The organism is Ferrovibrio sp. (assembly GCF_019636075.1).
GTDB lineage: Bacteria > Pseudomonadota > Alphaproteobacteria > Ferrovibrionales > Ferrovibrionaceae > Ferrovibrio.
Map to the genome: position 1 here is coordinate 25,584 of NZ_JAHBYG010000027.1, position 22,432 is coordinate 48,015.

The 22,432-nt window shown below is 61.7% G+C and carries 25 protein-coding genes; 15 read left to right on the top strand and 10 right to left on the bottom strand.

All coding sequences use genetic code 11. The features are described 5' to 3' along the window. Positions 1-5 precede the first annotated feature (5 nt). From KF827_RS12245 to glmU, 3 genes are read right to left on the bottom strand one after another with little or no spacing between them, the layout of a single operon-like run. The gene (locus KF827_RS12245) at positions 6-581 is read right to left on the bottom strand and encodes a protein-tyrosine-phosphatase (RefSeq protein ID WP_291005637.1); all 576 of its coding nucleotides are present in this window, start codon (positions 579-581) and stop codon (positions 6-8) included. Then, positions 578-2,401, bottom strand: a complete 1,824-nt coding sequence (gene glmS, locus KF827_RS12250; RefSeq protein WP_291005640.1) for a glutamine--fructose-6-phosphate transaminase (isomerizing) — start codon at positions 2,399-2,401, stop codon at positions 578-580. The genes KF827_RS12245 and glmS overlap by 4 nt, the downstream gene beginning before the upstream one ends. A 33-nt stretch (positions 2,402-2,434) precedes the next feature. Continuing rightward, positions 2,435-3,793: a bifunctional UDP-N-acetylglucosamine diphosphorylase/glucosamine-1-phosphate N-acetyltransferase GlmU gene (glmU, locus tag KF827_RS12255; protein ID WP_291005643.1), complete on the bottom strand. Its 1,359-nt coding sequence runs from the start codon at positions 3,791-3,793 to the stop codon at positions 2,435-2,437. A gap of 190 nt (positions 3,794-3,983) precedes the next feature. Between glmU and gph the strand changes: the two genes are divergently transcribed. Further along, positions 3,984-4,658 carry a phosphoglycolate phosphatase gene (gene gph, locus KF827_RS12260; protein ID WP_291005647.1) on the top strand — a complete coding sequence of 225 codons (675 nt, stop codon included), beginning with the start codon at positions 3,984-3,986 and terminating at the stop codon, positions 4,656-4,658. Between the two features lie 13 nt (positions 4,659-4,671). Here the strand turns inward: gph and KF827_RS12265 are convergent, their stop codons facing one another. Together KF827_RS12265 and maiA are read right to left on the bottom strand one after the other, a co-directional pair. Continuing rightward, positions 4,672-6,054 (bottom strand): ATP-binding protein, encoded by a 1,383-nt coding sequence (locus KF827_RS12265; RefSeq protein ID WP_291005650.1) that lies wholly within the window; start codon positions 6,052-6,054, stop codon positions 4,672-4,674. A gap of 38 nt (positions 6,055-6,092) precedes the next feature. Continuing rightward, on the bottom strand, positions 6,093-6,731 hold the full coding sequence (maiA, locus tag KF827_RS12270) for a maleylacetoacetate isomerase (protein WP_291005653.1): 639 nt from the start codon (positions 6,729-6,731) through the stop codon (positions 6,093-6,095). 195 nt (positions 6,732-6,926) lie between these two features. Here maiA and thiS point away from each other — a divergent pair, with 195 nt between their 5' ends. Beyond that, on the top strand, positions 6,927-7,919 hold the full coding sequence (gene thiS, locus KF827_RS12275; RefSeq protein ID WP_291005656.1) for a sulfur carrier protein ThiS: 993 nt from the start codon (positions 6,927-6,929) through the stop codon (positions 7,917-7,919). A gap of 30 nt (positions 7,920-7,949) precedes the next feature. Continuing rightward, the gene (locus KF827_RS12280; protein WP_291005659.1) at positions 7,950-8,624 is read left to right on the top strand and encodes a DedA family protein; all 675 of its coding nucleotides are present in this window, start codon (positions 7,950-7,952) and stop codon (positions 8,622-8,624) included. On the opposite strand, the gene KF827_RS12285 is transcribed toward KF827_RS12280, so the two are convergent. Both KF827_RS12285 and KF827_RS12290 read right to left on the bottom strand, forming a co-directional pair. Beyond that, a complete protein-coding gene (locus tag KF827_RS12285) occupies positions 8,625-9,389 on the bottom strand; it encodes a hypothetical protein (RefSeq protein WP_291005662.1) in 765 nt (254 codons plus the stop codon). A gap of 156 nt (positions 9,390-9,545) precedes the next feature. After that, positions 9,546-9,974 (bottom strand): MarR family transcriptional regulator, encoded by a 429-nt coding sequence (locus KF827_RS12290; protein WP_291005665.1) that lies wholly within the window; start codon positions 9,972-9,974, stop codon positions 9,546-9,548. A gap of 107 nt (positions 9,975-10,081) precedes the next feature. On the opposite strand from KF827_RS12290, the gene hppD reads away from it, so the two are divergent. The 3 genes from hppD to KF827_RS12305 are packed head-to-tail and all read left to right on the top strand — an operon-like array spanning position 10,082 to position 13,371. Continuing rightward, positions 10,082-11,152, top strand: a complete 1,071-nt coding sequence (gene hppD, locus KF827_RS12295; protein WP_291005668.1) for a 4-hydroxyphenylpyruvate dioxygenase — start codon at positions 10,082-10,084, stop codon at positions 11,150-11,152. A gap of 32 nt (positions 11,153-11,184) precedes the next feature. Beyond that, positions 11,185-12,357 (top strand): homogentisate 1,2-dioxygenase, encoded by a 1,173-nt coding sequence (locus KF827_RS12300; RefSeq protein WP_291005670.1) that lies wholly within the window; start codon positions 11,185-11,187, stop codon positions 12,355-12,357. A 27-nt stretch (positions 12,358-12,384) separates the two neighbouring features. Beyond that, positions 12,385-13,371 carry a fumarylacetoacetate hydrolase family protein gene (locus tag KF827_RS12305; protein WP_291005673.1) on the top strand — a complete coding sequence of 329 codons (987 nt, stop codon included), beginning with the start codon at positions 12,385-12,387 and terminating at the stop codon, positions 13,369-13,371. 24 nt (positions 13,372-13,395) lie between these two features. On the opposite strand, the gene KF827_RS12310 is transcribed toward KF827_RS12305, so the two are convergent. Together KF827_RS12310 and KF827_RS12315 are read right to left on the bottom strand one after the other, a co-directional pair. Beyond that, complete coding sequence (locus tag KF827_RS12310; RefSeq protein ID WP_291005675.1) at positions 13,396-13,944, bottom strand: hypothetical protein; 549 nt, start codon at positions 13,942-13,944, stop codon at positions 13,396-13,398. 142 nt (positions 13,945-14,086) lie between these two features. Continuing rightward, complete coding sequence (locus KF827_RS12315; RefSeq protein ID WP_291005741.1) at positions 14,087-14,737, bottom strand: MBL fold metallo-hydrolase; 651 nt, start codon at positions 14,735-14,737, stop codon at positions 14,087-14,089. A gap of 203 nt (positions 14,738-14,940) precedes the next feature. Between KF827_RS12315 and aroQ the strand changes: the two genes are divergently transcribed. From aroQ to KF827_RS12355, 8 genes are all read left to right on the top strand, one after another. Continuing rightward, entirely contained in the window at positions 14,941-15,420 is a 480-nt protein-coding gene (gene aroQ, locus KF827_RS12320; RefSeq protein ID WP_291005678.1) for a type II 3-dehydroquinate dehydratase, read from the top strand. A 25-nt stretch (positions 15,421-15,445) separates the two neighbouring features. After that, the gene (accB, locus tag KF827_RS12325) at positions 15,446-15,931 is read left to right on the top strand and encodes an acetyl-CoA carboxylase biotin carboxyl carrier protein (protein WP_291005682.1); all 486 of its coding nucleotides are present in this window, start codon (positions 15,446-15,448) and stop codon (positions 15,929-15,931) included. A gap of 18 nt (positions 15,932-15,949) precedes the next feature. Next, positions 15,950-17,293: an acetyl-CoA carboxylase biotin carboxylase subunit gene (gene accC, locus KF827_RS12330; RefSeq protein WP_291005685.1), complete on the top strand. Its 1,344-nt coding sequence runs from the start codon at positions 15,950-15,952 to the stop codon at positions 17,291-17,293. A 107-nt stretch (positions 17,294-17,400) separates the two neighbouring features. Then, positions 17,401-18,075 (top strand): leucyl/phenylalanyl-tRNA--protein transferase, encoded by a 675-nt coding sequence (gene aat, locus KF827_RS12335; protein WP_291005688.1) that lies wholly within the window; start codon positions 17,401-17,403, stop codon positions 18,073-18,075. A gap of 15 nt (positions 18,076-18,090) precedes the next feature. After that, the gene (locus tag KF827_RS12340; protein WP_291005691.1) at positions 18,091-18,459 is read left to right on the top strand and encodes an SET domain-containing protein-lysine N-methyltransferase; all 369 of its coding nucleotides are present in this window, start codon (positions 18,091-18,093) and stop codon (positions 18,457-18,459) included. 671 nt (positions 18,460-19,130) lie between these two features. Further along, entirely contained in the window at positions 19,131-20,096 is a 966-nt protein-coding gene (locus KF827_RS12345; protein WP_291005694.1) for an ABC transporter substrate-binding protein, read from the top strand. 2 nt (positions 20,097-20,098) lie between these two features. After that, on the top strand, positions 20,099-20,878 hold the full coding sequence (locus tag KF827_RS12350) for an ABC transporter permease (RefSeq protein WP_291005697.1): 780 nt from the start codon (positions 20,099-20,101) through the stop codon (positions 20,876-20,878). Continuing rightward, on the top strand, positions 20,875-21,660 hold the full coding sequence (locus KF827_RS12355; protein ID WP_291005700.1) for an ABC transporter ATP-binding protein: 786 nt from the start codon (positions 20,875-20,877) through the stop codon (positions 21,658-21,660). Before KF827_RS12350 ends, KF827_RS12355 begins: the two co-directional genes overlap by 4 nt. Here the strand turns inward: KF827_RS12355 and KF827_RS12360 are convergent, their stop codons facing one another. Beyond that, a complete protein-coding gene (locus KF827_RS12360) occupies positions 21,661-21,906 on the bottom strand; it encodes a hypothetical protein (RefSeq protein WP_291005702.1) in 246 nt (81 codons plus the stop codon). Between the two features lie 102 nt (positions 21,907-22,008). On the opposite strand from KF827_RS12360, the gene KF827_RS12365 reads away from it, so the two are divergent. Next, entirely contained in the window at positions 22,009-22,431 is a 423-nt protein-coding gene (locus KF827_RS12365) for a GNAT family acetyltransferase (RefSeq protein ID WP_291005705.1), read from the top strand. Position 22,432: the final 1 nt, after the last annotated feature.

Genomic DNA, 22,432 nt, shown 5'->3' on the forward strand with positions numbered 1-22,432 from the left:
AGCTCTTACTTCCGCCGCCATTGCTCCGGCAATTCATGGGCGCGGCCCACCTCATGCATCAGATCGCGCAATTCGGCCGACCGCTCCGCCTGTCTCATATGGTGCGCCTTGAGAGCCGAGACAAGCGCGCCGCGCCGGCCCAGGATATCGTCGGCATGGCTGATCATCAGCGTGTTGGGCCAAGCCTGCGGACGGATTACGCTCAAGGCGGCGAAAACTTCGTCTTCGCGGCCCGGATTGCGCAGCGCCAGCAGCATCGATGCCGTGGCGGTGGACCGCGAAATGCCGGCCCAGCAATGCACCAGCACATGATCCGGCGCGGCATCCAGCACGCTTTCGCAGGTTTGCAACACAGCTTCCACATCCGCGCGGCTAGGTGCCAGACGCAGGGCTTCCGGCTGCACGATATCGTGAAAACGGAATTCGGCATGATGCCGCGCGCTTAGATCGGCATAGGCACCAGGCCGCGCCGTGCCGGGATCCAGGATGCCGATCACATGGCTGACCCCGCGACCGGCGAAGCGCGGCAATTCCGGCACGCCGCAGATGCTTACCTGGAAAGGCAATAAGCGCATCGTCATTCCACCGTAACCGACTTGGCGAGATTGCGCGGCTGATCCACATCGGTGCCCTTCAGCACCGCCACATGATAGGCCAGCAACTGCACCGGAATGGCATACAGGATCGGCGCCACGAAAGGATCGGCGGCAGGCAACTCCACGCGGGCGAAACTGCGCTCATCGAGATGCGTCATGCCCTCGCGGTCCGACATGAAAATCACCCTGCCGCCGCGCGCCATCACTTCCTGCATGTTGGAAATGGTCTTCTCGAACAAGCCATCCGTCGGCGCGATCACGATCACCGGCACCTGTTCGTCGATCAGCGCGATCGGGCCATGCTTCAATTCGCCGGCGGCGTAGCCTTCGGCATGGATATAGGAAATCTCCTTCAGCTTCAGCGCACCTTCCATCGCCAGCGGATAGCAAGCGCCGCGGCCGATATAGAGCACATCGCGGGCATCCATGATTTTTTCGGCCAGCGCATGCAGCGCTTCGTCATGATTGAGCACTTCGGAGATCAGCGACGGCACTTCGGTGAGCGCGCCGACCAGACGGGCGGCCTCACGCGGCTCAAGCGCTCCGCGCGCCTGAGCCACCGCCAGCGACAGCGCCGCCAGCGTTACTAGCTGGCAGGTGAAGGCCTTGGTGGAGGCCACGCCGATTTCCGGTCCCGCCTTGGTGAGCAACACCGCCTTGGCTTCGCGCGCCATGCTGCTTTCCGGCACATTCACGATGGCCAGGGTGCGTCCGCCATGGTTTTTCACATAGCGCAGCGCCGCCAGCGTATCGGCGGTCTCGCCCGATTGCGAAATGAAGATCGCCAGGGTTTCCGGATCCACCGGAGATTCGCGATAGCGGTATTCGGATGCAACATCCACATCCACATTCACCTTGGCAAAACGTTCCAGCCAGTATTTCGCCACCAGGCCAGAATAATACGACGTGCCGCAGGCGATGATGCAGATGCGCTTGAGCGCGCCGAGATCGAAACCCAGATCGGGCAGTTGGATGCTGCGGTCGATCGGATTGAGCACACCGTTGATGGTATCCCCCATTACGGCCGGCTGCTCGTAGATTTCCTTCTGCATGTAATGCCGGTAATTGCCCTTGCCGATCATCGCACCGCTGATGGCGGTGGGCTTGATCTGGCGTTTCACCGGCTGGTAATCGGCATCGTAGAATTGCGCCCCGGTGCGGCTGAGCACTACACTGTCGCCTTCTTCCATATAGGCGATGCGATCGGTAAGCGGCGCCAGCGCCAGGGCATCCGAGCCGAGATACATCTCGCCATCGCCGAAGCCCACTGCCAGCGGCACATTGCGGCGCGCGCCGATCAGCAGATCTTCATCGCCCTTGAACAATATGCCCAGCGCAAAAGCGCCGCGCAGGCGCAGCAAAGCTGCGTGCACGGCTTGCAGTGGGCTGAGGCCATCCTGCAGCAACTGGTCGATCAGATGCACCGCCACTTCGGAATCGGTCTGGCTTTCGAATTTATGGCCTTTGGCGATCAACTCGTTGGCCAATTCGCGGTAATTCTCGATGATGCCGTTATGCACCAGCGCCACGCGCTCGGTGGCATGGGGATGAGCATTCACTTCGTTGGGCGCGCCATGGGTGGCCCAACGGGTATGGGCGATGCCGGTGCGGCCGGAAAGCGGCGCTTCAGCCAGCCGGTTTTCCAGATTGCCGATCCGGCCCTCGGCGCGACGCCGCGCGATGCCGCCCTGCACCAGGGTGGCGATACCAGCGGAATCATAGCCGCGATATTCCAGCCGCTTCAAACCATCGATCAGCAGCGGCACAACTTCGCGGTTGCCCAATACGCCTACAATTCCGCACATGCGATACGCTCCACTAGGTCAACTGATCTTCGGCTACTTTTTCTTCTGCTTCTGCTTCTGCTTCTGCTTCTGGCTGCGGAAGCGTGCGGCGAAACCCGGCTTTTCCACTTGCTGGCCCCGGCCCAGCCCCAGGGCATCGGCAGGCACATCGCGCACGATCACACTGCCTGCCGCCACGATGGCGCCATCGCCGATCTTCACCGGCGCCACCAGCGAGGAATTCGAACCGATGAAGGCACCCTTGCCGATATCGGTATGGCTTTTGTTGAAGCCATCGTAATTGCAGGTGATGGTGCCGGCGCCGATATTGGCCTTCGCACCCACCCGGGCATCGCCAATATAGGTCAGGTGGTTCACCTTCGCACCGGCCTCGATGCTGGCATTCTTGATCTCGACGAAGTTGCCGATATGGGCATCGCTGGCAATATCGGCGCCGGGCCGCAGCCGCGCATAAGGGCCGATGGTGGCGCCTGAAGCGATACTGGCGCCCTCGATATGGCTGAAAGCGCGGATCACCACGTTATCGGCCACGCGCACATGGGGGCCGAACACCACATGCGGTTCGATCACCACATCGCGGCCCAATTTGGTATCGCTGCGCAGGAACACGGTTTCCGGCGCCACCAGGGTAACGCCGTTTTCCATCGCCGCGCGGCGCAGGCGGTTTTGCAGATGCGCCTCGGCTTCGGCCAGTTCGACACGGTTGTTAACCCCCATCACATCAATCGCATCGGCCTCCACGGCGCGGCAATCCCAGCCGGCCACGCGCGCCAGGTGCACCAGATCGGTGAGATAGTATTCGCCCTTGGCATTGTCGTTGCTCAGCTGCTTGAGCAGCTTGGGCAGACGCGCGCCGTCCAGCACCATCAGGCCGGCATTGCAGAAACGCACCTGGCGTTCCTCGGCATTGGCCTCCTTGAATTCGACGATGCGCTGCAAGCTGCCGCGCTTGTCGAGAAGCAAGCGGCCATAGGCAGCCGGATCGGCAGGCGTGAAACCCGCCACCACAACGGCGGGATCGGATTTCCCACGCCGCGCCGCCAGCATGCGTTTCAGGCTGTCTGGCGTCAGCAGCGGCGTGTCGCCATACAGCACCAGCACATCGCCGGCAAATCCCTTCAATGCCCCCATGGCGGCACGCACCGCATCGCCGGTGCCTTGCGGCGGATCCTGAATGGCGATGGCGGCCGGCGCCACGGCGCTGGCCACGCGCTCCATGCCACGGCCCAGTACCACAACGCTACGCTGCGGCTTAAGGTCGGCTGCGGCATCCAGCACATGGCGCACCATGGCCTTACCCGCCACTTCATGCAGCACCTTGGGCAGGCTGGATCGCATACGCGTGCCCTGCCCCGCCGCCAGTACAATCACCGCCAAAGACCGTTTCGCCATTGCATTCCGCCGTCTAGACTGTCAGGTACGAGCAGGCTGTTCCGAATCGCCAACAGGCCCACCTTCGCGCGTTTGCCGATGGGGTTGTCTCATATCCCCTACTGCAACGTGAAATCAAAAGGTTTTTCCAGGTGTTTCAAGATTTTTCCGAGTGTTTCAGCCGAAACCTCGCATGCCACGGAATACTGCCATGACTCTGCGGGCGATATTGTTCGATCTTGATGGCACGCTGGTGGATACAGCGCCAGACCTTGCCGCCGCCACCGATCATGCTTTGCAAAGCCAAGGCCGCGCCGCCGTGGGCCTTAATGCCGTGCGCGGCATGGTGGGCGATGGCGCCATCGCCCTGGTGCGCAAGGGTTTGGAAGCCACCGGCGGCAACACCGATCCGGCAATGTTCGATGCCGCGATTGCCGCCTTCTATGCGTATTACGAAACCAACCTTTCCGCCACCAGCCGACCCTTTCCGGGCGTGGTGGAATGCCTGCGGGCGCTGCGCGACGACGGCTATGCGCTGGCGGTTTGCACCAACAAGCCCGAACGTTTCAGCCTGAAACTGCTGCACGATCTGGACCTCACACAGTATTTCGGCGCCATCGTGGGCGGCGACAGCCTGCCGATCCGCAAGCCCGATCCCGGCCATCTGCATGGCACGCTGGCGCGCCTGCCGCAGCCGGCGAAATGGGCCGCGATGGTGGGCGACAGCGCAAACGACATCGATGCCGCCAAAGCCGCGGGCCTGCCCAGCGTGGCGGTCAGCTTCGGCTATACGCGCATTCCGGCCGCCGAATTGGGCGCGGATCGTTTGATCCACCATTTCGACGATCTGCGTTCAGCCTTGCACGATCTGGAACGCCAAGGCTGAACCGGCTGCCGGCTTACACCCGAATGCGGCCCGCCGGCAGGCTGACAAAAGCTGTAGTGCCATAGCCGAACCGGCTGGTCAGCCGCAGGCTGCCGCCATGCAGGCTGACCAGGCGCTCCACCAGCGGCAGGCCCAGGCCGGTGCCCGATTGCTCACGGGTGAGCGTGGTCTGCACCTGATAGAATGGCTCCAGCGCGCGAGCGAGTTGCGCCTCGGTCATGCCGATTCCGGTATCCTTCACGATGAATTGAAAGCCGCCATCGGCCAACATGGCGCTGCTCAGTTCGATACTGCCGGCTTCGGTGAATTTCACCGCATTGCTCAGCAGATTGAGCAATATCTGCAAAACCGCACGCCGATCCGCAAACAGCCGCACCGGCTGCGGCGGCAGAACCAGCTTCAATGCCAGGCCGTCGCGCTCGGCCTTGTCGCGTACCAGCCGCACCGCAGCCTGCATCACCTCGGCGGCCTCGAATTCCGCATCCAGCAATTCCAGCTTGCCGGCCTCCACCTTGGAAAGATCCAGGATGTCGCTGATGATCGAAAGCAGATGCTCGCCGCTGGCATGGATATCGGTGGCATAGCCGCGATAGCGCGACTGACCGATCGGCCCCAGCATTTCATCCTTGATCATGGTGGAAAAGCCGATGATGGCATTCAGCGGGGTGCGCAATTCATGGCTCATATTGGCCAGAAAATCGCTTTTGGCTCGATTTGCCTCCTCGGCCGTGCGTTTGGCGGCCAGCAGCGTCGCCTCGGCATCCTGCATCCGGTCGAGCAGATGGCGTTGGCGCAGCAGCAGCACCACAAGCCCCACCACCAGCAGCGCCACCAGGCCGATCAGCATCGACACGCCGATGGCAAACCCGGTGATCCGCTGCTCCTGCTCGCGCATTATATTCCGCGCCATGTCGCGCGACTTGGTCATTTGTTCCAGCAACTGGTTTTCGGCTTCACGCGCCTTGCCCTGCATCAGCGCCATCACCGCCGGCGAGCCGGCCGGCTGATCGGTCATGCCCGACAGAAACCAGCGGCGCATATCCTGCAAAGCAGGATCGACGATGGCCTGCATGCCGATCGCATGATCCGAAGAGATGCCGGCGGTTTGTTTGCTCAGCAATGCGGCCAGATATTCGGCCTGTTCCAGCCGCTGCTGCACATCGCGCCGGCTGCTTTCCGTGGTTTCGATGCTCCAGAATTCCACCGACCAGGCAAGATCGGCTACGGCGCGGATCAGGGCTTCCGCATTGCGCTCCTGCTCCAGCAGGGTGGTCGGCAGGTTGCGGGCGATGGATGACAGCGTCTGCTGCACGAACACCACCAAGCCCAGCGCCACCACCAACATGATCCCAATGGTGATGGGCACCCGCTTGCTGCCGAGAAGCCAGGTCCGCATGGCGCTCAGCTATTCCGCAACGCCGAAGCGTTCAGGGATCATTCGGCGTCCGGCTGCCGCTCGGGAGCCGCATTGGCGAAGGCTGCCACGGTGAGGCAATGATCATTGATGCGCATCACGGTCGGGCAAGCCGAAAGATCGCAGCCGAACCGCTTGGCATTGGCGATCTGCGGCACCAGGCAGATATCGGCCATGCTGGGTTTGTCGCCATGGCAGAAGCTGCCGGTGCGGGGATCGGAAACCAGCATGGCCTCCAGAGCCTGCAGGCCGGTTTCCACCCAATGGCGATACCATTGATTCTTCTTTTCCTCGCTCAGTTCCATTTCGCGCACGAGATAGCGCAGCACGCGAAGGTTGTTGAGCGGATGGATTTCACAGGCAACCGCCATGGCCAGCGCGCGCACCCTGGCGCGACCGGCGGCATCCTTGGGCAACAGGGCCGGTTCGGGGCGGGTCTCTTCCAGATATTCCATGATCGCCAGCGACTGGGTGAGCAGCGTGTCGCCATCCTCCAGCGCCGGTACCAGCTGTTGCGGATTCAGCTTGGCGAAATCCGCACTCAACTGAATGTTCTTCTGCAGGTGAACGAATGCCTGCTCATAGGCCAGTCCCTTCAGGTTCAACGCAATGCGAACCCGGTAGGCAGCCGAAGAGCGAAAATAACCATGCAGTTTCATCGTAACCCTCCCGTAACACAGATCAACATTAGGCTGCGGCAACAGCCTACGGCAACCGCCCGGCTTGCCCCGGTGTGATTGCCCCTGGTGGTTGCCCCTGCCAGCGGCTGCCACTACATTGTCAGTCAGAGGGTCCCGAGGCTGGGGCCCGCCGGCCAGGCACGGTATTTGGATACAGTATTTTAGGCGGATGCAATGCGGTTGTCGATAAATGGCGAAACCCGGGAGCTGGATGCGGCGGCAAACACCGTCAGCGCGCTGCTGAGCACGCTTGACCTGGATGCCCGCAAGATCGCCATCGAACTCAACCGCGAGATCGTTCCGCGCTCCGCCTACCCGCAAACCGCCCTGAAAGACGGCGATGCCATCGAAATCGTGCATTTCATCGGTGGCGGCAATGCCCCGATGGCACCGCTCGACGATGATACATTCGAAGTGGCGGGCCAGCGCTTCCGCTCGCGCCTGTTGGTGGGCACCGGCAAATACAAGGATTTCGAGCAAACCCGCCTGGCGCTCGAAGCCTCGGGCGCCGAGATAATCACCGTTGCGGTGCGCCGGGTGAACGTGACCGACCGCAACCAGCCCATGCTGGTGGATTACGTCGACCCTAAGAAATACACCTACCTGCCCAACACCGCCGGCTGCTTTACCGCAGAAGACGCCCTGCGCACCCTGCGCCTGGCGCGCGAGGCCGGTGGCTGGAAACTGGTGAAGCTGGAGGTTCTGGGCGACCAGAAAACCCTCTATCCCGATATGGAGCAGACGCTGGCCGCCACCAAAATCCTGGTGAAGGAAGGCTTCGACGTGATGGTGTATTGCGCCGACGACCCGATTGCAGCCAGGAAACTGGAAGATCTGGGCGCCTGCGCCATCATGCCGCTGGCCGCCCCCATCGGCTCAGGCCTCGGCATCCAGAATCCAGTGAATATCCGGATCATCAAGGAGAATGCCAAGGTGCCCGTGCTGGTGGATGCCGGCGTGGGCACGGCCTCCGATGCCGCCATCGCCATGGAACTCGGCTGCGATGGCGTGTTGATGAACACCGCCATCGCCGAAGCCAAAGATCCGGTCCGCATGGCCCGCGCCATGCGGCTGGCCATCGAGGCCGGTCGCCTCGCCTACCGCGCCGGTCGCATGCCGAAACGGCGCTATGCCGATCCGTCCTCTCCGCTTGCGGGATTGATCTAACCCCGCCATCAACCAGCCAAGGCCAGCCCCGTGAATATCGACATCAATCAACTGATCGCCGAATACCGAGACTGGTTCTATATCATCACCTTCGTCTGGGCCTTCCTGGAAGGCGAGACCTTCGTGATCTTCGCCGGCGCCGCCGCCAGCCAGGGCCACCTGCATATGTACTGGCTGATCGGCGCGGCCTGGCTGGGCAGCTTCATGGGCGATCAACTATATTTCTGGATCGGCCGGCGCTGGGGCCACAAGCTGCTCAAGCGGTTTCCGAAATTGCAGGGCGGCGTGAATGTGGCGCTCGACATGCTGCATAAATATCATGTCGGCTTCATTCTCTCCTTCCGCTTCATCTACGGCGTGCGAAACTTCTCGTCGCTGGCCATGGGCATGAGCCCGATCGGCTGGCCGCGTTTCGCCGGGCTGAATTTCATCGCCGCCGGCCTGTGGGCCAACTCCTTCGCCTGGGCAGGTTATCTGCTGGGCGTGGCTTTCGAAGCCGTGCTTGGCGATATCGCCAAGGATTTCGGCCTGGTGATGCTGACCGTATTCGTGGTGGTAGGCATCATCCTGTTCATCGTGCATCGGCGCAGCAAGGCGAATTTCGACCGCCGTGTGGCCGAAAGCCTGGCCGAGCACAAACAGGATGCCACCAGCCCTGAGGCAGCGCCAACCGCGATTCCCGGCCCAGACAAGCCGGCACCGTAACTATTCCGCAGGCAACCCACCGGCAAAGCGGATAGCCGGATTGCCCACAAAATCGTGCGGCCCGGTATGGGTTAGCCTGCTTTCGGTATCCAGCCAGACCTGCCCGCCCAATTTGCGCCAGCGCCGGCAGAAAGCGTAATCCTCGCTCAAGTAATGCCCGGTTTCTGGATCGATCATGCAATCGAATAATGCATATTGCGCCCGCCCCACCCGCTGCCGGGGATAGACCAGCATGGCGCCATAGGCCAATTCGGGATAGGCCGCAATCATGCGTTCCAACGCGCCGCGCCGGATCATCATGAAGCCGGTGCCGGCATAGGGCCCGGTCGCAAAGCCATCCCGCCATTCGCCCTGCTGGCCATCGAACGGCATACCGCAATAGCGCAGCGCCGCCTCGGCAGTACCCTCGTGACAATCGTTGCCGCGCTGGCGCTGTTCGCCTTGCGCCCAGTCATACACCTTCAGCGGATAGATACCGGCAACCACATCCTCGCCGAATCCCAGCAACCGTTCCACCTGCTGCGGCTGGAACGAAATATCCGCATCCACAAACAGCAGATGAGTGGCATCCTGACGATCCAGAAAAGCGGAAACCAGGGTATTGCGGCTGCGAGTGATCAAGCTGTCATTGCCCAGCAGCGCCAGACTGACATCGAACGGGCGTTCGCGCGCATAATTCATCAGCGCGATCACCGATTGCATGTATTGCTGATGCACCAGCCCGCCATAGCAGGGCGTGGCTAGAAATATCGAAGGCCGTTTCATGCCCGCAGCTTTACGCCATCGCCGGCCATGACGCACGGATCATAATGTAACACCTGCCGCACAAGAGTAACGCCTTGTTGCCGGTAGCCGAAACGTAGCGATGTTTCGTTCGGTAACCAACGGCGCCGCGGCCCAGGTCTATTCCATCAATTTGGTCTATTCCATCAATTTGGCGATGGCGCTATCCAACGCCTGGCGCTCCTGCGGCGTGAGGCGGGCCAGTAATTCGCGCTCGAAACCCAGCGCCAGCGGCACGATCTCGGCATAAACCGCATCGCCCTTGGCCGACAAGGTGAGCAGGCTCTTGCGCTTGTCGCCGGCATCGCGGCGACGTGCGATCAGTTTTTTCTGCTCCAGTGCGGCCACCGCGCGGCTCACCGTCACCTTGTCCATCGCCGAACGCTCGGCCACTTCGTTGGCGGTAAGGCCCGGATAACGACCCAGATTGGCAATCACCCGCCATTCCGGGATGCCGATTCCAAACCGCTCGGCATAATGCCGCGACAACGCGCCGCTGATCCGGTTGGCCGCCACCGAAATCCGATAGGGCAGGAAATTTTCCAGCAACAACGGCGTTTTAGGCATGGTGCTCCGGTTCCGGCCAGGATCGCCTTGATTTAGTTTCAAATGTAACTATCATGTCCGGCAAATAACCGCAATCTTGGCATCTTCATTCCGGGAGGAGTATCACCATGGCCGATCTGTGGGACAACCCGATGAATACCGATGGGTTCGAATTCGTGGAATATGCCGCGCCCGAACCCGAGAAGCTGGCAGCCCTGTTCGAGCGTATGGGCTTCGTCGCCGTCGCCAAACACCGCTCGAAAAACGTGACGCTGTTCCGCCAGGGCGATGTGAATTTCATCGTCAACGCCGAGCCGGAAAGTTTCGCTCAGAGCTTTGCACGCATCCATGGCCCCTGCATCTGCGCCATCGCCTTCCGCGTGAAGGATGCCGCCTTCGCCTATAAGCGCGCCGTTTCGCTGGGCGCCTGGGGCGTGGAAAACAAGGCCGGCCCGATGGAATTGAACATCCCCGCCATCAAGGGCATCGGCGACAGCCTGATCTATCTGGTGGACCGCTTCGGCCCCAAGGGTACGATCTACGATGTGGATTTCGTGCCCATCGAGGGGACGGAACGCAATCCGCCAGGCGTGGGCCTCACCTATATCGACCACCTCACCCATAATGTGCATCGCGGCCGCATGGGCGAATGGGCGGATTTCTACGAACGCCTGTTCGGCTTCCGCGAGATCAAGTATTTCGATATCGAAGGCAAGCTGACCGGCCTGAAATCCAAGGCCATGACCAGCCCCTGCGGCAAGATCCGCATCCCGATCAACGAAAGCTCGGACGATAAATCGCAGATCATGGAATACCTGCATGCCTATCATGGCGAAGGCATCCAGCATGTGGCGCTCGGCACCGACGACATCTACGACACCGTAAGCGCCATGCGCGGCCGCGACGTGCCGTTCCAGGATACGCTCAGCACCTATTACGACGGCGTGGATGCCCGCGTGCCCAATCATGGCGAGAAGCTAGAGCGCCTGCGCGAGTTGAAAATCCTGATCGACGGCGCCCCCACCAAGGGCCAGGGCCTGCTGTTGCAGATTTTTACCGACACCGTAATCGGCCCGATCTTTTTCGAAATCATCCAGCGCAAGGGCAACGACGGATTCGGCGAGGGCAATTTCAAAGCCCTGTTCGAATCCATCGAGCTGGACCAGATCAAGCGCGGCGTATTGAAGGCCAACGCGTAAGTTTTTATCGACCAGTCAGGAGGAAACGCCCCATGGCAAAGACTTGGATTCCGATGGTGCATAGCGAAGGCGAAGCCTCGCGCCAGGCCCATACCGCGCTGCCGAAAGGCACGTTCGAACGCGAGATGGGCAAGGAAGGCTTTTTCGGCCCGGCGGCGCATTTCTATCACAGCAATCCCCCCACCGGCTGGATCGACTGGGATGGCCCGCTGAAGCCACGCGCTTTCGATACCACCAAATATGCCGATACCACGAATTCGCCCTGGGCTGCCAAGCCGCTGATGAGCAATGCCCATGTGAAATACCGCTTTGCCGCCATCGACAGCGCAATGGACCATCTGGTGCGCAATGGCGATGGCGATGAATTGCTGTTCGTGCATGTGGGCAGCGGTGCGCTGTTTTGCGATTTCGGCCATATGCGCTATGCGGAAGGCGATTACATCATGTTGCCGCGCGGTACGATGTGGCGTCTGGAGCCCGACAGCCCCACCCGTATGCTGCTGATCGAGGCCACCAACGACAGCTACCGTCTGCCGGAAAAGGGTTTGCTGGGACCGCATGCGATTTTCGATCCCGGCGTGCTGCAGGTGCCGACGCTGAACGATGCCTTCCGCGCCCAGCAAAGCAACAGCCAGACCTGGCGCGTGGTGATCAAGCGCCGCGATATGCTGTCCACGGTCACCTACCCGTTCAATCCGCTGGATGCCGTGGGCTGGAAGGGCGACCTCACCCCGGTGAAGCTGAACTGGCGCGATATCCGGCCGCTGATGAGCCATCGCTATCATCTGCCGCCCTCGGCGCATACCACGTTTCTGGCCAGCCGCTTCGTGATCTGCACTTTCGTGCCGCGCCCGGCCGAGATGGATGCCGATGCGCTGAAGATTCCGTTCTTCCACAATAACGACGATTACGACGAGGTGATCTTCTATCACCATGGCAAGTTCTTCAGCCGCGACAACATCCATCCCGGCATGATCTCGCTGCATCCCTGCGGCTTCCCGCATGGTCCGCATCCCAAGGCGTTCTCCATGGGCACCGCAGGCAACGCCAACGACGCCCCCACCCTCAAGATGATCGACGAGGTGGCGGTGATGCTGGATACCCGCGATGCGCTGGATGTGCTGCCCGCCGCCGAACAGGTGGAATTCACCGGTTATGTGGCAACCTGGAACCCGCAGGGCTTCCGTCAGCAAGCCGCCGAATAATCATCCATAAAATTCTGGAGTAACGCGATGAAACTCGCCTCCCTGCGTCATGGCCGCGATGGCCGCCTCGCCCTGGTCAGCCGCGACCTCACGCATATGCTGCCGGTGGATAGCCTGGTCCCCACCTTGCAATTGGCCTTGGATAGCTGGGCCGTGGCAGCGCCCAAGCTGCGCGATGCCTATGATGCGCTGAATGCCGGCAAGGCCGGCGGCGCGTTGGCGTATGATCCCGACAAGCTGGCCTCGCCGCTGCCGCGCGCCTATCAATGGTGCGATGGTTCGGCCTATCTCAATCATGTGGAACTGGTGCGCAAGGCGCGCGGGGCTGTGATGCCGCCGGAATTCCTGCACGATCCGCTGATGTATCAGGGCGGCTCGGACGATTTCCTGCCGCCGACCGCCGATATTCCGGTGGCCGACGAAGCCTATGGCATCGACCTGGAAGGCGAAGTGGCCGCCATCACCGACGATGTGCCGATGGGCGTTTCGGCCCAGGCGGCGGCTGGCCACATCAAGCTGCTGATGTTGGTGAACGACGTATCGTTGCGCAACCTGATCCCGGCGGAACTCGCCAAGGGCTTCGGCTTCTTCCATGCCAAGCCCTCCAGCGCCTTTTCGCCGGTCGCCGTTACGCCCGACGAATTGGGCGATGCCTGGCAGGATTGCAAGATCAAGCTGCCGCTGCACAGCCATATCAATGGCCAATGGTTCGGCTCGCCCAATGCCGGCGACGACATGCAGTTCAGCCTGGCGCAGTTGGTCGCCCATGCCGCCAAGACCCGCAATCTGCGCGCCGGCGCCATCGTCGGCTCGGGCACGGTGTCGAATTTCGATGCCACGCGCGGTTTTTCCTGCTTGGCGGAAATCCGCATGATCGAGACGATCAATGAGGGCAAGCCGAAAACCGGCTTCCTGAAATTCGGCGACCGCGTGCGCATCGAGATGAAGGATGCCAACGGCGCCTCCATCTTCGGCGCCATCGAGCAGAAAGTGGTGAAATACATCGCGCCCTAACCGGGACACCGCAACCAGTGCGACCTAGGCGCCCAGATCCACCTGGGCGCCTAGGCTGATGGCCGGCGCGCTGGGCGCGGACGAAACCGTATTCCTCACGCTATTGCCGCTCGCGGGAAGGCCGGCGGTGCGCTCGTTGCCGCTGCCGCGATCCGATTGCGTCTCGCGCGCCGGATCGCCACGCCCATTGCGCTCCGTATCGCGGTCCTTGTCGCGCTCGGAAACCCGCCTAGTCTGCTCCCTATCGCGCTCATCGGCGGCGCGCTCGTCGGCAGCACCGGGCGCCAGGGCCGCTGGATTAGGCACCGGACGTGGCGGCGTGGCCAGTTCCTGCAAGGGACGCAGACTCTGTTGCACAGCCTGATAAGCCTGCGCGGCACGTGAAGCGCTATCGGCTGCAGAAGTGGCATTGCCGGCGGCTGCGGAAGCGGCATTGCCAGTCTGCTCCGGCGATGCGTAATTGCGGAGCGCCGAATCCTGCAAATCCGAGAAGGTGCTTTGCGCCACCTGGGGCCGGTCGAAGCGCAGCAATGCCGAAGACCGCTGCTTCGCCTGCTCCTCGGGCGACTGCAACGGTGTCGGCAGGACAGCATTCTGCTGGGCCAGTTTTGTCGCCGCGGGTGATCCCGGAAGAAGCGCAGGCAGCAAGCTGCCCGAAACGGCGGTGACCATGGTTAATATTTACCATGATCCGGCCTTTTTGGGCAGAGCCCGTTTAAGCTGTGCCCAATGCGCGGTCAGACACGAAAGGGTTGCTGCGCTTTTCTTCCCCGAAGGTGGAAAGCGGGCCATGGCCGGGCACGAAAGTAATATCGCCGCCCAGCGGAAACAGCCGGTTGCGGATGGCATTGATCAGGTCGGCATGATTGCCGCGCGGGAAGTCCGTACGGCCGATCGAACCGCGAAACAGCACATCGCCCACCAGCGCCACCTTGGAGGGGGCATGGTAGAAAACCACATGCCCCGGCGTATGGCCCGGGCAGTGCAGCACATCCAGGGTGAAATCCCCCAGGGTCACCGTGTCGCCCTGTTCCAGCCAGCGGTCAGGCGTGAAGCTGCGGCTGGGCGGAAAGCCATAACGCTGCGCCGAATCAGGGATATTGTCGATCCAGAAGGCATCCTCGCGCTGTGGCCCTTCAATCGGCAGGCCCAGCTTTTCGGCCAGATCGGCCACCGCGCCAGCATGGTCCAGATGGCCATGGGTGACCAGCAGCTTCTCCAGGGTCACGCCGTTGCGCTTGGCCGCCGCCAGCAGCATGTCGGGCTCGCCGCCGGCATCCACCAGAGCGCCGCGCATGGTATTGGGATCCCAGATCAGGCTGCAATTCTGCTGAAAAGGCGTAACCGGCAGGATTTCTATATGCAGGCGCGGATCGTGGGGCATGGGGGCGATATAGCAGGCCGGCGTTTCAGCCGCCACCGGCTTTTTCACAAGAATTAATCGTGAATAATGCATCCCTCGCAACCTGCCCGACCCGTCCCCATATGCTGCTGGCCGCCCAGGCTGTTGCCGGGGCGGGGCGGAATGGTGTAGGGCAGACGCTTCGGAAATTGGTGGGCAGGCATTTCATGGCTCAGGCGGCCGGACAAACTGGCGGTAAACGGAAAGCGGCAAAACCGCTGATCTTTGTGTTGAACGGTCCGAATCTGAACCTGCTGGGCCAGCGCCAGCCGGAAATCTATGGCCGCGATACCCTGGACGATGTGGAAACCCTGTGCCGCTTCACCGCCGACCGGCTTGGCATGGATGTGGATTTCCGCCAGAGCAACCATGAAGGCGAGTTGGTGACCTGGATCCACGAAGCCCGCCTGAAGGCAGCCGGCATCGTGATCAATGCCGGTGCCTATACCCACACATCCGTTGCCCTGCTGGATGCCCTCAATGCCGCCGACAAGCCGGTGATCGAGGTGCACCTGTCCAACATCTTCAAGCGCGAGAGCTTCCGTCACCATTCCTATGTGTCGCCTGCAGCCCGCGGCGGCATTTTCGGTCTCGGCCCAAAGGGATACGCGCTGGCGCTGGAAGCGCTGGCCGATATCATCGCCTGATTTAGCAAAGAAGAGGATTTCCACGATGGCGTCCACCCCCGCCAAGGACAAGAAGCCTGCCGAAAGCCGCATCGATCAGGACATGATCCGCGACCTGGCATCGCTGCTCAACGATACCGGCCTGACCGAAATCGAATGGAGCGAAGGCAACCTGAAGGTCCGCGTGGCCAAGACCGTGCAGGCCGTGCAGGCCTCGGTCGCCCTGCCTGCCATGGCTGCCGCTGGTGCGGTTGCCGCCCCGGCTGTCGCTGCCGCCGCTGATGATGCCGCCAGCCATCCCGGCGCGGTGAAGTCGCCGATGGTGGGCACCGCCTATCTAGCGCCGGACCCGACCGCTGCGCCTTTCGTCAGCGTGGGCAGCAATGTCTCTGCCGGCCAGACCCTGATGATCGTGGAAGCCATGAAGACCATGAACCCGATCACCGCCCCCAAGGGCGGCCGGGTGGCACGCATCCTGATCGAGAACCAGCAGCCGGTCGAATTCGGCCAGGTTCTGCTGGTTATCGAATAAGCCGGTCGGGCATCCCGCATGTTCGACAAGGTGCTGATCGCCAACCGCGGCGAGATCGCGTTGCGCATTCACCGCGCCTGCAAGGAAATGGGCATCCATACCGTGGCGGTGCATTCCACCGCCGATGCCGATGCCATGCATGTGCGCATCGCCGATGAGTCGGTCTGCATCGGGCCGCCCTCGGCCTCGCAGAGCTATCTCAACATCCCCGCCATCATCTCGGCCGCCGAAATCACCGGCGCCGATGCCATCCATCCCGGTTACGGCTTCCTGTCGGAGAATGCGCAATTCGCCGATATCGTCGAGGCGCATGACATAACCTTCATCGGCCCGACGCCCGATCATATCCGCCTGATGGGCGACAAGATCACCGCCAAGGAAGCCGCACGCGGCCTTGGCATTCCCTGCGTGCCGGGATCGGAAGGCGCCGTCAACAGCGAGGCCGAAGGCCGCAAGCTGGCCGACGATATGGGCTATCCGGTGCTGATCAAGGCCACGGCCGGCGGCGGCGGTCGCGGCATGAAAGTGGTGCGCAGCCCGGAAGAATTCGGCCCTGCCCTGGCGCAGGCCAAGGCCGAGGCGCGCGCTGCTTTCGGCAATGATGGCGTTTACGTGGAGAAATACCTCACCCGTCCGCGCCATATCGAGATGCAGATTTTCGGCGATAGCCATGGCAATGCCGTGCATCTGGGCGAACGCGACTGCTCGCTGCAGCGCCGCCACCAGAAGGTGCTGGAAGAAGCCCGCTCGCCGGCGCTGAACGACGACCAGCGCGCCAAGATCGGCAAGATCGCGTCGGATGCGATTGCCAAGCTGGGCTATCGCGGCGCCGGCACCATCGAGTTTCTTTACGAGAACGGCCAGTTCTATTTCATCGAGATGAATACCCGCCTGCAGGTGGAGCATCCCGTCACTGAAATGATCACCGGCCTGGATCTGGTGCGCGAACAGATCCGTATCGCCGCCGGTGCGCCGCTGGGCTACACCCAGGACGACATCAAGTTCAACGGCCACGCCATCGAATGCCGCATCAACGCCGAAAACCCGCGCACCTTCGTGCCCTCGCCCGGCCGGGTGACGGATTACCATGTGCCCGGCGGCCTCGGCGTGCGAGTGGATAGCGCGCTTTATACAGGCTACCAGATTCCGCCGCATTATGACTCGCTGATCGGCAAGCTGATCGTGCACGGCTCCAACCGCAACGAATGCCTGATGCGGCTGCGCCGGTCGCTGGAGGAATATGTGATCGGCGGCCTGGAAACCACCATCCCGCTGCATCTGTCGCTGATCCGCGATCCGGATTTCGTGAATGGCGCCTACGACATTCACTGGCTTGAGGAATTCATCGCCCGTCAGGGATAAATCCCTACATAAATCCTGGAACTGATCTGCAGACCAGGATCGTGCACAATCCAAACCCATTGCCGCCATTCGAAAATTTTCCGTGACGGCAATGGGCCGCTCATGGCATGACTCGCGCCATGCACGGCCTGCCCGAACCCCTCACCCCGCAATTGCTGTTGCGCGCCTATGCCAATGGTTATTTCCCCATGGCGGAAAGCGCTGAGGATCCGAATTATTTCTGGGTGCATCCGGAGCGTCGCGGCGTGTTGCCGCTGGATCGTTTCCACTTGCCGCGTTCGCTGGCCAAGACGATCCGGCGCGGCACCTTCACCGTTTCGATCGATACCGATTTCGCCGCCGTGATGCGGGCCTGTGCCGAGCCCTATGGCGCGGCGCGGCGCGAAACCTGGATCAACCGGCCGATCCTGCATGCCTACACCGCTTTGCATCGCGCCGGCCATGCCCATAGCGTGGAATGCCGCGATGCCGCCGGCAATCTGGTGGGCGGACTTTACGGTGTGCGGCTGGGCGGCGCCTTCTTTGGCGAAAGCATGTTCAGCCGGGTTACTGATGCCTCCAAGGTGGCGCTGGCCTATCTGGTGGCGCGGCTTATCGCCGGCGGTTTCTGTCTGCTCGACACACAATTCCTCACCAGCCACCTGGCCCGCTTCGGCGCCGTGGAAATTCCGCGCGATCACTACATGCAGCGGGTGGACGATGCCATGCAGTTCGATGGCGAATTCTTCCGCCTGCCACGCGATGCCGACGCGCAAGCCATCCTGGCCATCCTGCCCTCCTAGCGTTCAGAGAAAATTATGCTGCTTATCCGCACCTATGCCGCCGCCAGCGCCATTCAGGGCGTCGGCCTGTTCGCCGCCGAGCCGGTCAAGGCCGGACAACTGATCTGGCGTTTCGATCCGGTTTTCGACCGCATCGTGTCGGAAGCGGATTTTGCGCTATTGCCGGAAACCGCCCGCGCTTTCATCGAGCGCTATGGCTATATCACGCCGCAGATTCCCGGCGGCTGGGTGGTGCCGCTCGATAACACCCGCTTCATCAACCATTCCACCGATCCCAATACCGATAATACTAGCCCGGACACCTATGCCCGGCGCGCCATCGCAGAGGGTGAGGAAATCACCTGCAATTACGCCGAGTTCTGCGAGGATTTCAGCCTCGATTGAGCAGCGCTGACGCCGCCTTCCGCTGCAAACCCGAAATTTGATCTAGATCAAAGTCGAAAAATCCTGCGCGCATAAGCTTTCTGCATCGAGCGTTGCCCAACAGACTCAACGCTCAGGCAGCAAGTCTAGTGAGGCAGGAAGCAAACGATGTCGCAGTACGAGATTTTCTATTTGGTTGGCGCTGTGGCCGCCTTCGGGATTTTTGCCGTCACCCTGGTAATGGCGCGCGTCACATCCGGCAGCCGTCCGGGCAGCAAGTAAGCCATAGCGGCTTTCGCCCGCATGCGCGGGCACATGTTTCGGGTCTGCCGGTTTCCGACAGACTGGGGGCAAGCGGCGCGCGCGGTTCCACCCCCCGCGCCGCCGCGAGCCCTCCCTACACGACCTTGAAGACTCCCGCTCACCCCGGGATCCCCTTCAAGTTTTCCCCCGCAGTAATCCTTGGGCCGACCTAACCGTCGGCCCTTTTTTTGCCTGCAAGGCAGCCAATTCCGCGCCCATTTGCGCGCCACTCCGCCCGATTTTCAGGCCTGGCTTTTTCGGTATTCCGGCTATCTTGTATATACATGAATATTAGACTTGCCGGGCCGAGAAAGACCGCGTTAGCATGGCACCCAGAGGGCGGGCCATGATGGCCATGCCGCAAGCCATAAGCATAAGGGGGTTGCTTCATGACATCGCGTTATCTCGCCTCGGTTTTCGCCGCAGGCATGCTGTTTGCCGGTGCGTTGTCGTCTGGCGCCGCCATGGCCCAGGATATGCCCAAGATCGTGCTCGGCATGAGCGGCTGGACCGGCTTTGCCCCGCTGTCGCTGGCCGCCGAAGCTGGCCTGTTCAAGAAGCATGGCGTGGATGTGGAGATCAAGTTCATCCCGCAGAAGGAACGCCACCTCACCGTAGCCGCCGGCGCCACCCAGGCGGTGGCCACCACGGTGGATACCTTCATCGCCTATTCCGCGGCCGGCATCCCGCTCACCCAGGTGTTGCTGCTCGACAAATCGAATGGCGGCGACGGTTTGGCCGTGCGTGGCAGCATCAACAAGATCACCGATCTGAAGGGTAAGACCATCGCCGTGGATGGCGCCGGCACCACGCCCTATTTCACGCTGATCGCCTTCATGAAGCGCAACGGCATGGGCCCGAAGGATGTGAACTTCGCCACCCTCGGCCCGCAGCCGGCCGCCCAGGCCTTCATCGCCGGCCAGTACGACGCGGCGCTGACCTACGAACCCTATCTCTCCTCGGTGCGCAATGCGCCCAATGCCGGCAAGATCCTGCTCACTACGCTGGATTATCCGGTGGTGGTGGACATGGTCGCCTTCCAGCCCGACTACATCAAGAAAAACCCCAAGGTGGTGCAGGGCGTGGTGAATGGCTTCTTCGATGCCCTGGCCATGATCAAGACCGATCCGGCCAAGTCCAACGAGATCATGGGCAGCAAGGTGAAGCAGACCGGCGAACAATTCGCCGGTTCCGCCAAGTTCATCTCCTGGCAGGACAAGGCCGCCAACCAGGCCTATTTCAAGGGCGAATTGCAGGCTTTCATGAAGGAAGCCGCCGATATCCAGCTTGAAGCCGGCGTGATCCGTGCGATCCCGGCGCTGGGCCCGATGGTGGACGACAGCTTCATCAAGTAAGCATGTTCGAACCGCTCAAACCGGTTTCCCCAGGGCGACGCATCGCCCTGGGGATTCTCTTTTTCGTGGTGTTTTTCGTCCTGTGGGGCGGAGCCACCTTCAGCGGCCTCGTGCCACCGCTCTTCCTGGCCGATCCGTTGAAAACGGCCCAGGCCGGCATCGCGCTGTTTGTGGAATACGGCTTCATCAAGGATGTGGGCGTCACCATCTGGCGCGTGGTGGGCGGTTTCGTGATTGCCGCCGTATTCGCCGTGCCGCTGGGCATCATGATGGGTGCCTTCAAAAGCGTGGAAGCGTTTTTCGAGCCCTTCATCTCTTTTGCCCGCTATCTGCCGGCTTCCGCTTTCATTCCGCTGCTGATCCTCTGGGCCGGCGTGGGCGAAGCGCAGAAGCTTTCCGTCATCATCATCGGCTCGTTCTTCCAGGTGGTGCTGATGGTATCCGTGATCGTTGGCGGCAGCCGCGTGGACCTGGTGGAAGCCGCCTATACGCTGGGCGCCAAGCGCGGCGGCATCGTGCGCCGCGTGCTGTTGCCGGGCGCGGCGCCGCAGATCGCGGAATGCCTGCGTCTGGTTCTGGGCTGGGCCTGGACCTATGTGATCGTGGCCGAACTGATCGGCGCCTCCAGCGGTATCGGCCATATGATCATGGACAGCCAGCGGCTGCTCGATACCGGGCAGATGATCTTCGGCATCGTCACCATCGGCGTGATCGGCCTGGTATCCGACTTCCTGTTCAAGCAGGCCAATGAGCGCCTCTATCCCTGGTATTTCCTGAAATGAGCAAGCTGCGGGTGGAGAATGTGAGCCGGGTATTTCCGGGTGTGCGCGGCGGCCAGCCCACGCGCGCGCTGGAACCCACCGATCTCACGGTTGAGGATAACGACTTCATCACCATCCTCGGCCCTTCTGGTTGCGGCAAATCCACCCTGCTGCGTATCGTGTCTGGCTTGGATCGCCCCACCACCGGCCGCGTGCTGCTGGATGGCCAGGAAGTGAGCCAACCCGGCCCCGATCGCGGCATGGTTTTTCAATCCTACACGCTGTTTCCCTGGCTGACCGTGCGCGAGAACATCGCCTTCGGCCTGCGTGAAAAACGCGTACCCGTCGCCGAGCAGGCCGATATCGTCAATCGCTTTATCGGCCAGGTTGGCCTCAAGGGCTTCGAGAATCATTATCCCAAGCAGCTTTCCGGCGGCATGCAGCAGCGCACCGCGCTGGCCCGCGCGTTGGCCAACGATCCGAAAATCCTGCTGCTGGACGAACCTTTCGGCGCGCTCGACAACCAGACCCGCGCGCTGATGCAGGAATTGCTGCTCGGCATCTGGGAGGCCGACCGCAAGACCGTGCTGTTCGTCACCCATGATATCGACGAAGCCATCTTCATGGCCAACCGCGTGCTGGTGATGACCGCCCGCCCTGGCCGGGTGAAATGCGACATTGCCATCGACCTGCCGCATCCGCGCCATTACACGATGAAAACCACGCCGGAATTCGCCGCCCTCAAGGCCCGGCTGACGGAGGAAATCCGCGTGGAATCGATCCGCGCGGCGGCCGAGCATTGATCAATGCATCAGGAAGCCCGGCTTCCAGGTGACAAGAGTTTCCGCAACAGACTGACTCGCCTCGCGCAATTCACCTGAAAGCGGAAAACCCATGCTATTGACGGCAATATCGATCAGCCTTGCCGTTATTTCGTCAGCCGATGCATCGTGATCCATCAGCATGACGTAGACCTCGTTAATATAGGCGTCATACTCATCAAAGGCGGCCGGCTCATCGGCAACCATGAGCAGATCCCATTCTTCCATGAAAAGCCTGCGTATTCTTGCCTGGTCAGATCGTGATTGGTATTTATTGCGGCCATTTGGCATGGCATCCTCGTGTTCCAACATCCTCAGAAGCATGCAGTCATGATCACAATGCGTCTGTTCAAAGAATCCGACCGCGCAGCACTCATCGCACTCTGGCAGGCCTGCGGCCTCACCCGGCCCTGGAACGACCCGGACCAGGATATCAGCTTCTGCATCGCCTCGCCTGCCGCCAGCATCCTGGTCGCGGAAGAAAACGGTGCCGTGATCGGCAGCGCCATGGTGGGCCATGATGGCCATCGCGGCTGGATCTACTATCTCGCAGTCTCACCCACGCAGCAGAAAGCCGGCCTGGGCCGCAAGCTGATGGCCGCCGCCGAGGATTGGTGCCGCCAGCGCGGCGTGCCCAAGCTGATGCTGATGGTGCGACCCGAGAATGCCGCCGTGCGCGCCTTCTACGAAACGCTCGGCTATGGCGAGGAAGAACGCGTGATCTTTTCCCGCCGCCTGGATGGCGTGGACTAAT

Bases quoted from the DNA above. Each gene is read 5' to 3' on its own strand.
- KF827_RS12245 (WP_291005637.1), bottom strand. From the start codon at position 581: ATGACGATGCGCTTATTGCCTTTCCAGGTAAGCATCTGCGGCGTGCCG.
- glmS (WP_291005640.1), bottom strand. From the start codon at position 2,401: ATGTGCGGAATTGTAGGCGTATTGGGCAACCGCGAAGTTGTGCCGCTG.
- glmU (WP_291005643.1), bottom strand. From the start codon at position 3,793: ATGGCGAAACGGTCTTTGGCGGTGATTGTACTGGCGGCGGGGCAGGGC.
- gph (WP_291005647.1), top strand. From the start codon at position 3,984: ATGACTCTGCGGGCGATATTGTTCGATCTTGATGGCACGCTGGTGGAT.
- KF827_RS12265 (WP_291005650.1), bottom strand. From the start codon at position 6,054: ATGCGGACCTGGCTTCTCGGCAGCAAGCGGGTGCCCATCACCATTGGG.
- maiA (WP_291005653.1), bottom strand. From the start codon at position 6,731: ATGAAACTGCATGGTTATTTTCGCTCTTCGGCTGCCTACCGGGTTCGC.
- thiS (WP_291005656.1), top strand. From the start codon at position 6,927: ATGCGGTTGTCGATAAATGGCGAAACCCGGGAGCTGGATGCGGCGGCA.
- KF827_RS12285 (WP_291005662.1), bottom strand. From the start codon at position 9,389: ATGAAACGGCCTTCGATATTTCTAGCCACGCCCTGCTATGGCGGGCTG.
- KF827_RS12290 (WP_291005665.1), bottom strand. From the start codon at position 9,974: ATGCCTAAAACGCCGTTGTTGCTGGAAAATTTCCTGCCCTATCGGATT.
- hppD (WP_291005668.1), top strand. From the start codon at position 10,082: ATGGCCGATCTGTGGGACAACCCGATGAATACCGATGGGTTCGAATTC.
- KF827_RS12300 (WP_291005670.1), top strand. From the start codon at position 11,185: ATGGCAAAGACTTGGATTCCGATGGTGCATAGCGAAGGCGAAGCCTCG.
- KF827_RS12305 (WP_291005673.1), top strand. From the start codon at position 12,385: ATGAAACTCGCCTCCCTGCGTCATGGCCGCGATGGCCGCCTCGCCCTG.
- aroQ (WP_291005678.1), top strand. From the start codon at position 14,941: ATGGCTCAGGCGGCCGGACAAACTGGCGGTAAACGGAAAGCGGCAAAA.
- accB (WP_291005682.1), top strand. From the start codon at position 15,446: ATGGCGTCCACCCCCGCCAAGGACAAGAAGCCTGCCGAAAGCCGCATC.
- accC (WP_291005685.1), top strand. From the start codon at position 15,950: ATGTTCGACAAGGTGCTGATCGCCAACCGCGGCGAGATCGCGTTGCGC.
- aat (WP_291005688.1), top strand. From the start codon at position 17,401: ATGACTCGCGCCATGCACGGCCTGCCCGAACCCCTCACCCCGCAATTG.
- KF827_RS12340 (WP_291005691.1), top strand. From the start codon at position 18,091: ATGCTGCTTATCCGCACCTATGCCGCCGCCAGCGCCATTCAGGGCGTC.
- KF827_RS12345 (WP_291005694.1), top strand. From the start codon at position 19,131: ATGACATCGCGTTATCTCGCCTCGGTTTTCGCCGCAGGCATGCTGTTT.
- KF827_RS12350 (WP_291005697.1), top strand. From the start codon at position 20,099: ATGTTCGAACCGCTCAAACCGGTTTCCCCAGGGCGACGCATCGCCCTG.
- KF827_RS12355 (WP_291005700.1), top strand. From the start codon at position 20,875: ATGAGCAAGCTGCGGGTGGAGAATGTGAGCCGGGTATTTCCGGGTGTG.
- KF827_RS12360 (WP_291005702.1), bottom strand. From the start codon at position 21,906: ATGGAAGAATGGGATCTGCTCATGGTTGCCGATGAGCCGGCCGCCTTT.
- KF827_RS12365 (WP_291005705.1), top strand. From the start codon at position 22,009: ATGATCACAATGCGTCTGTTCAAAGAATCCGACCGCGCAGCACTCATC.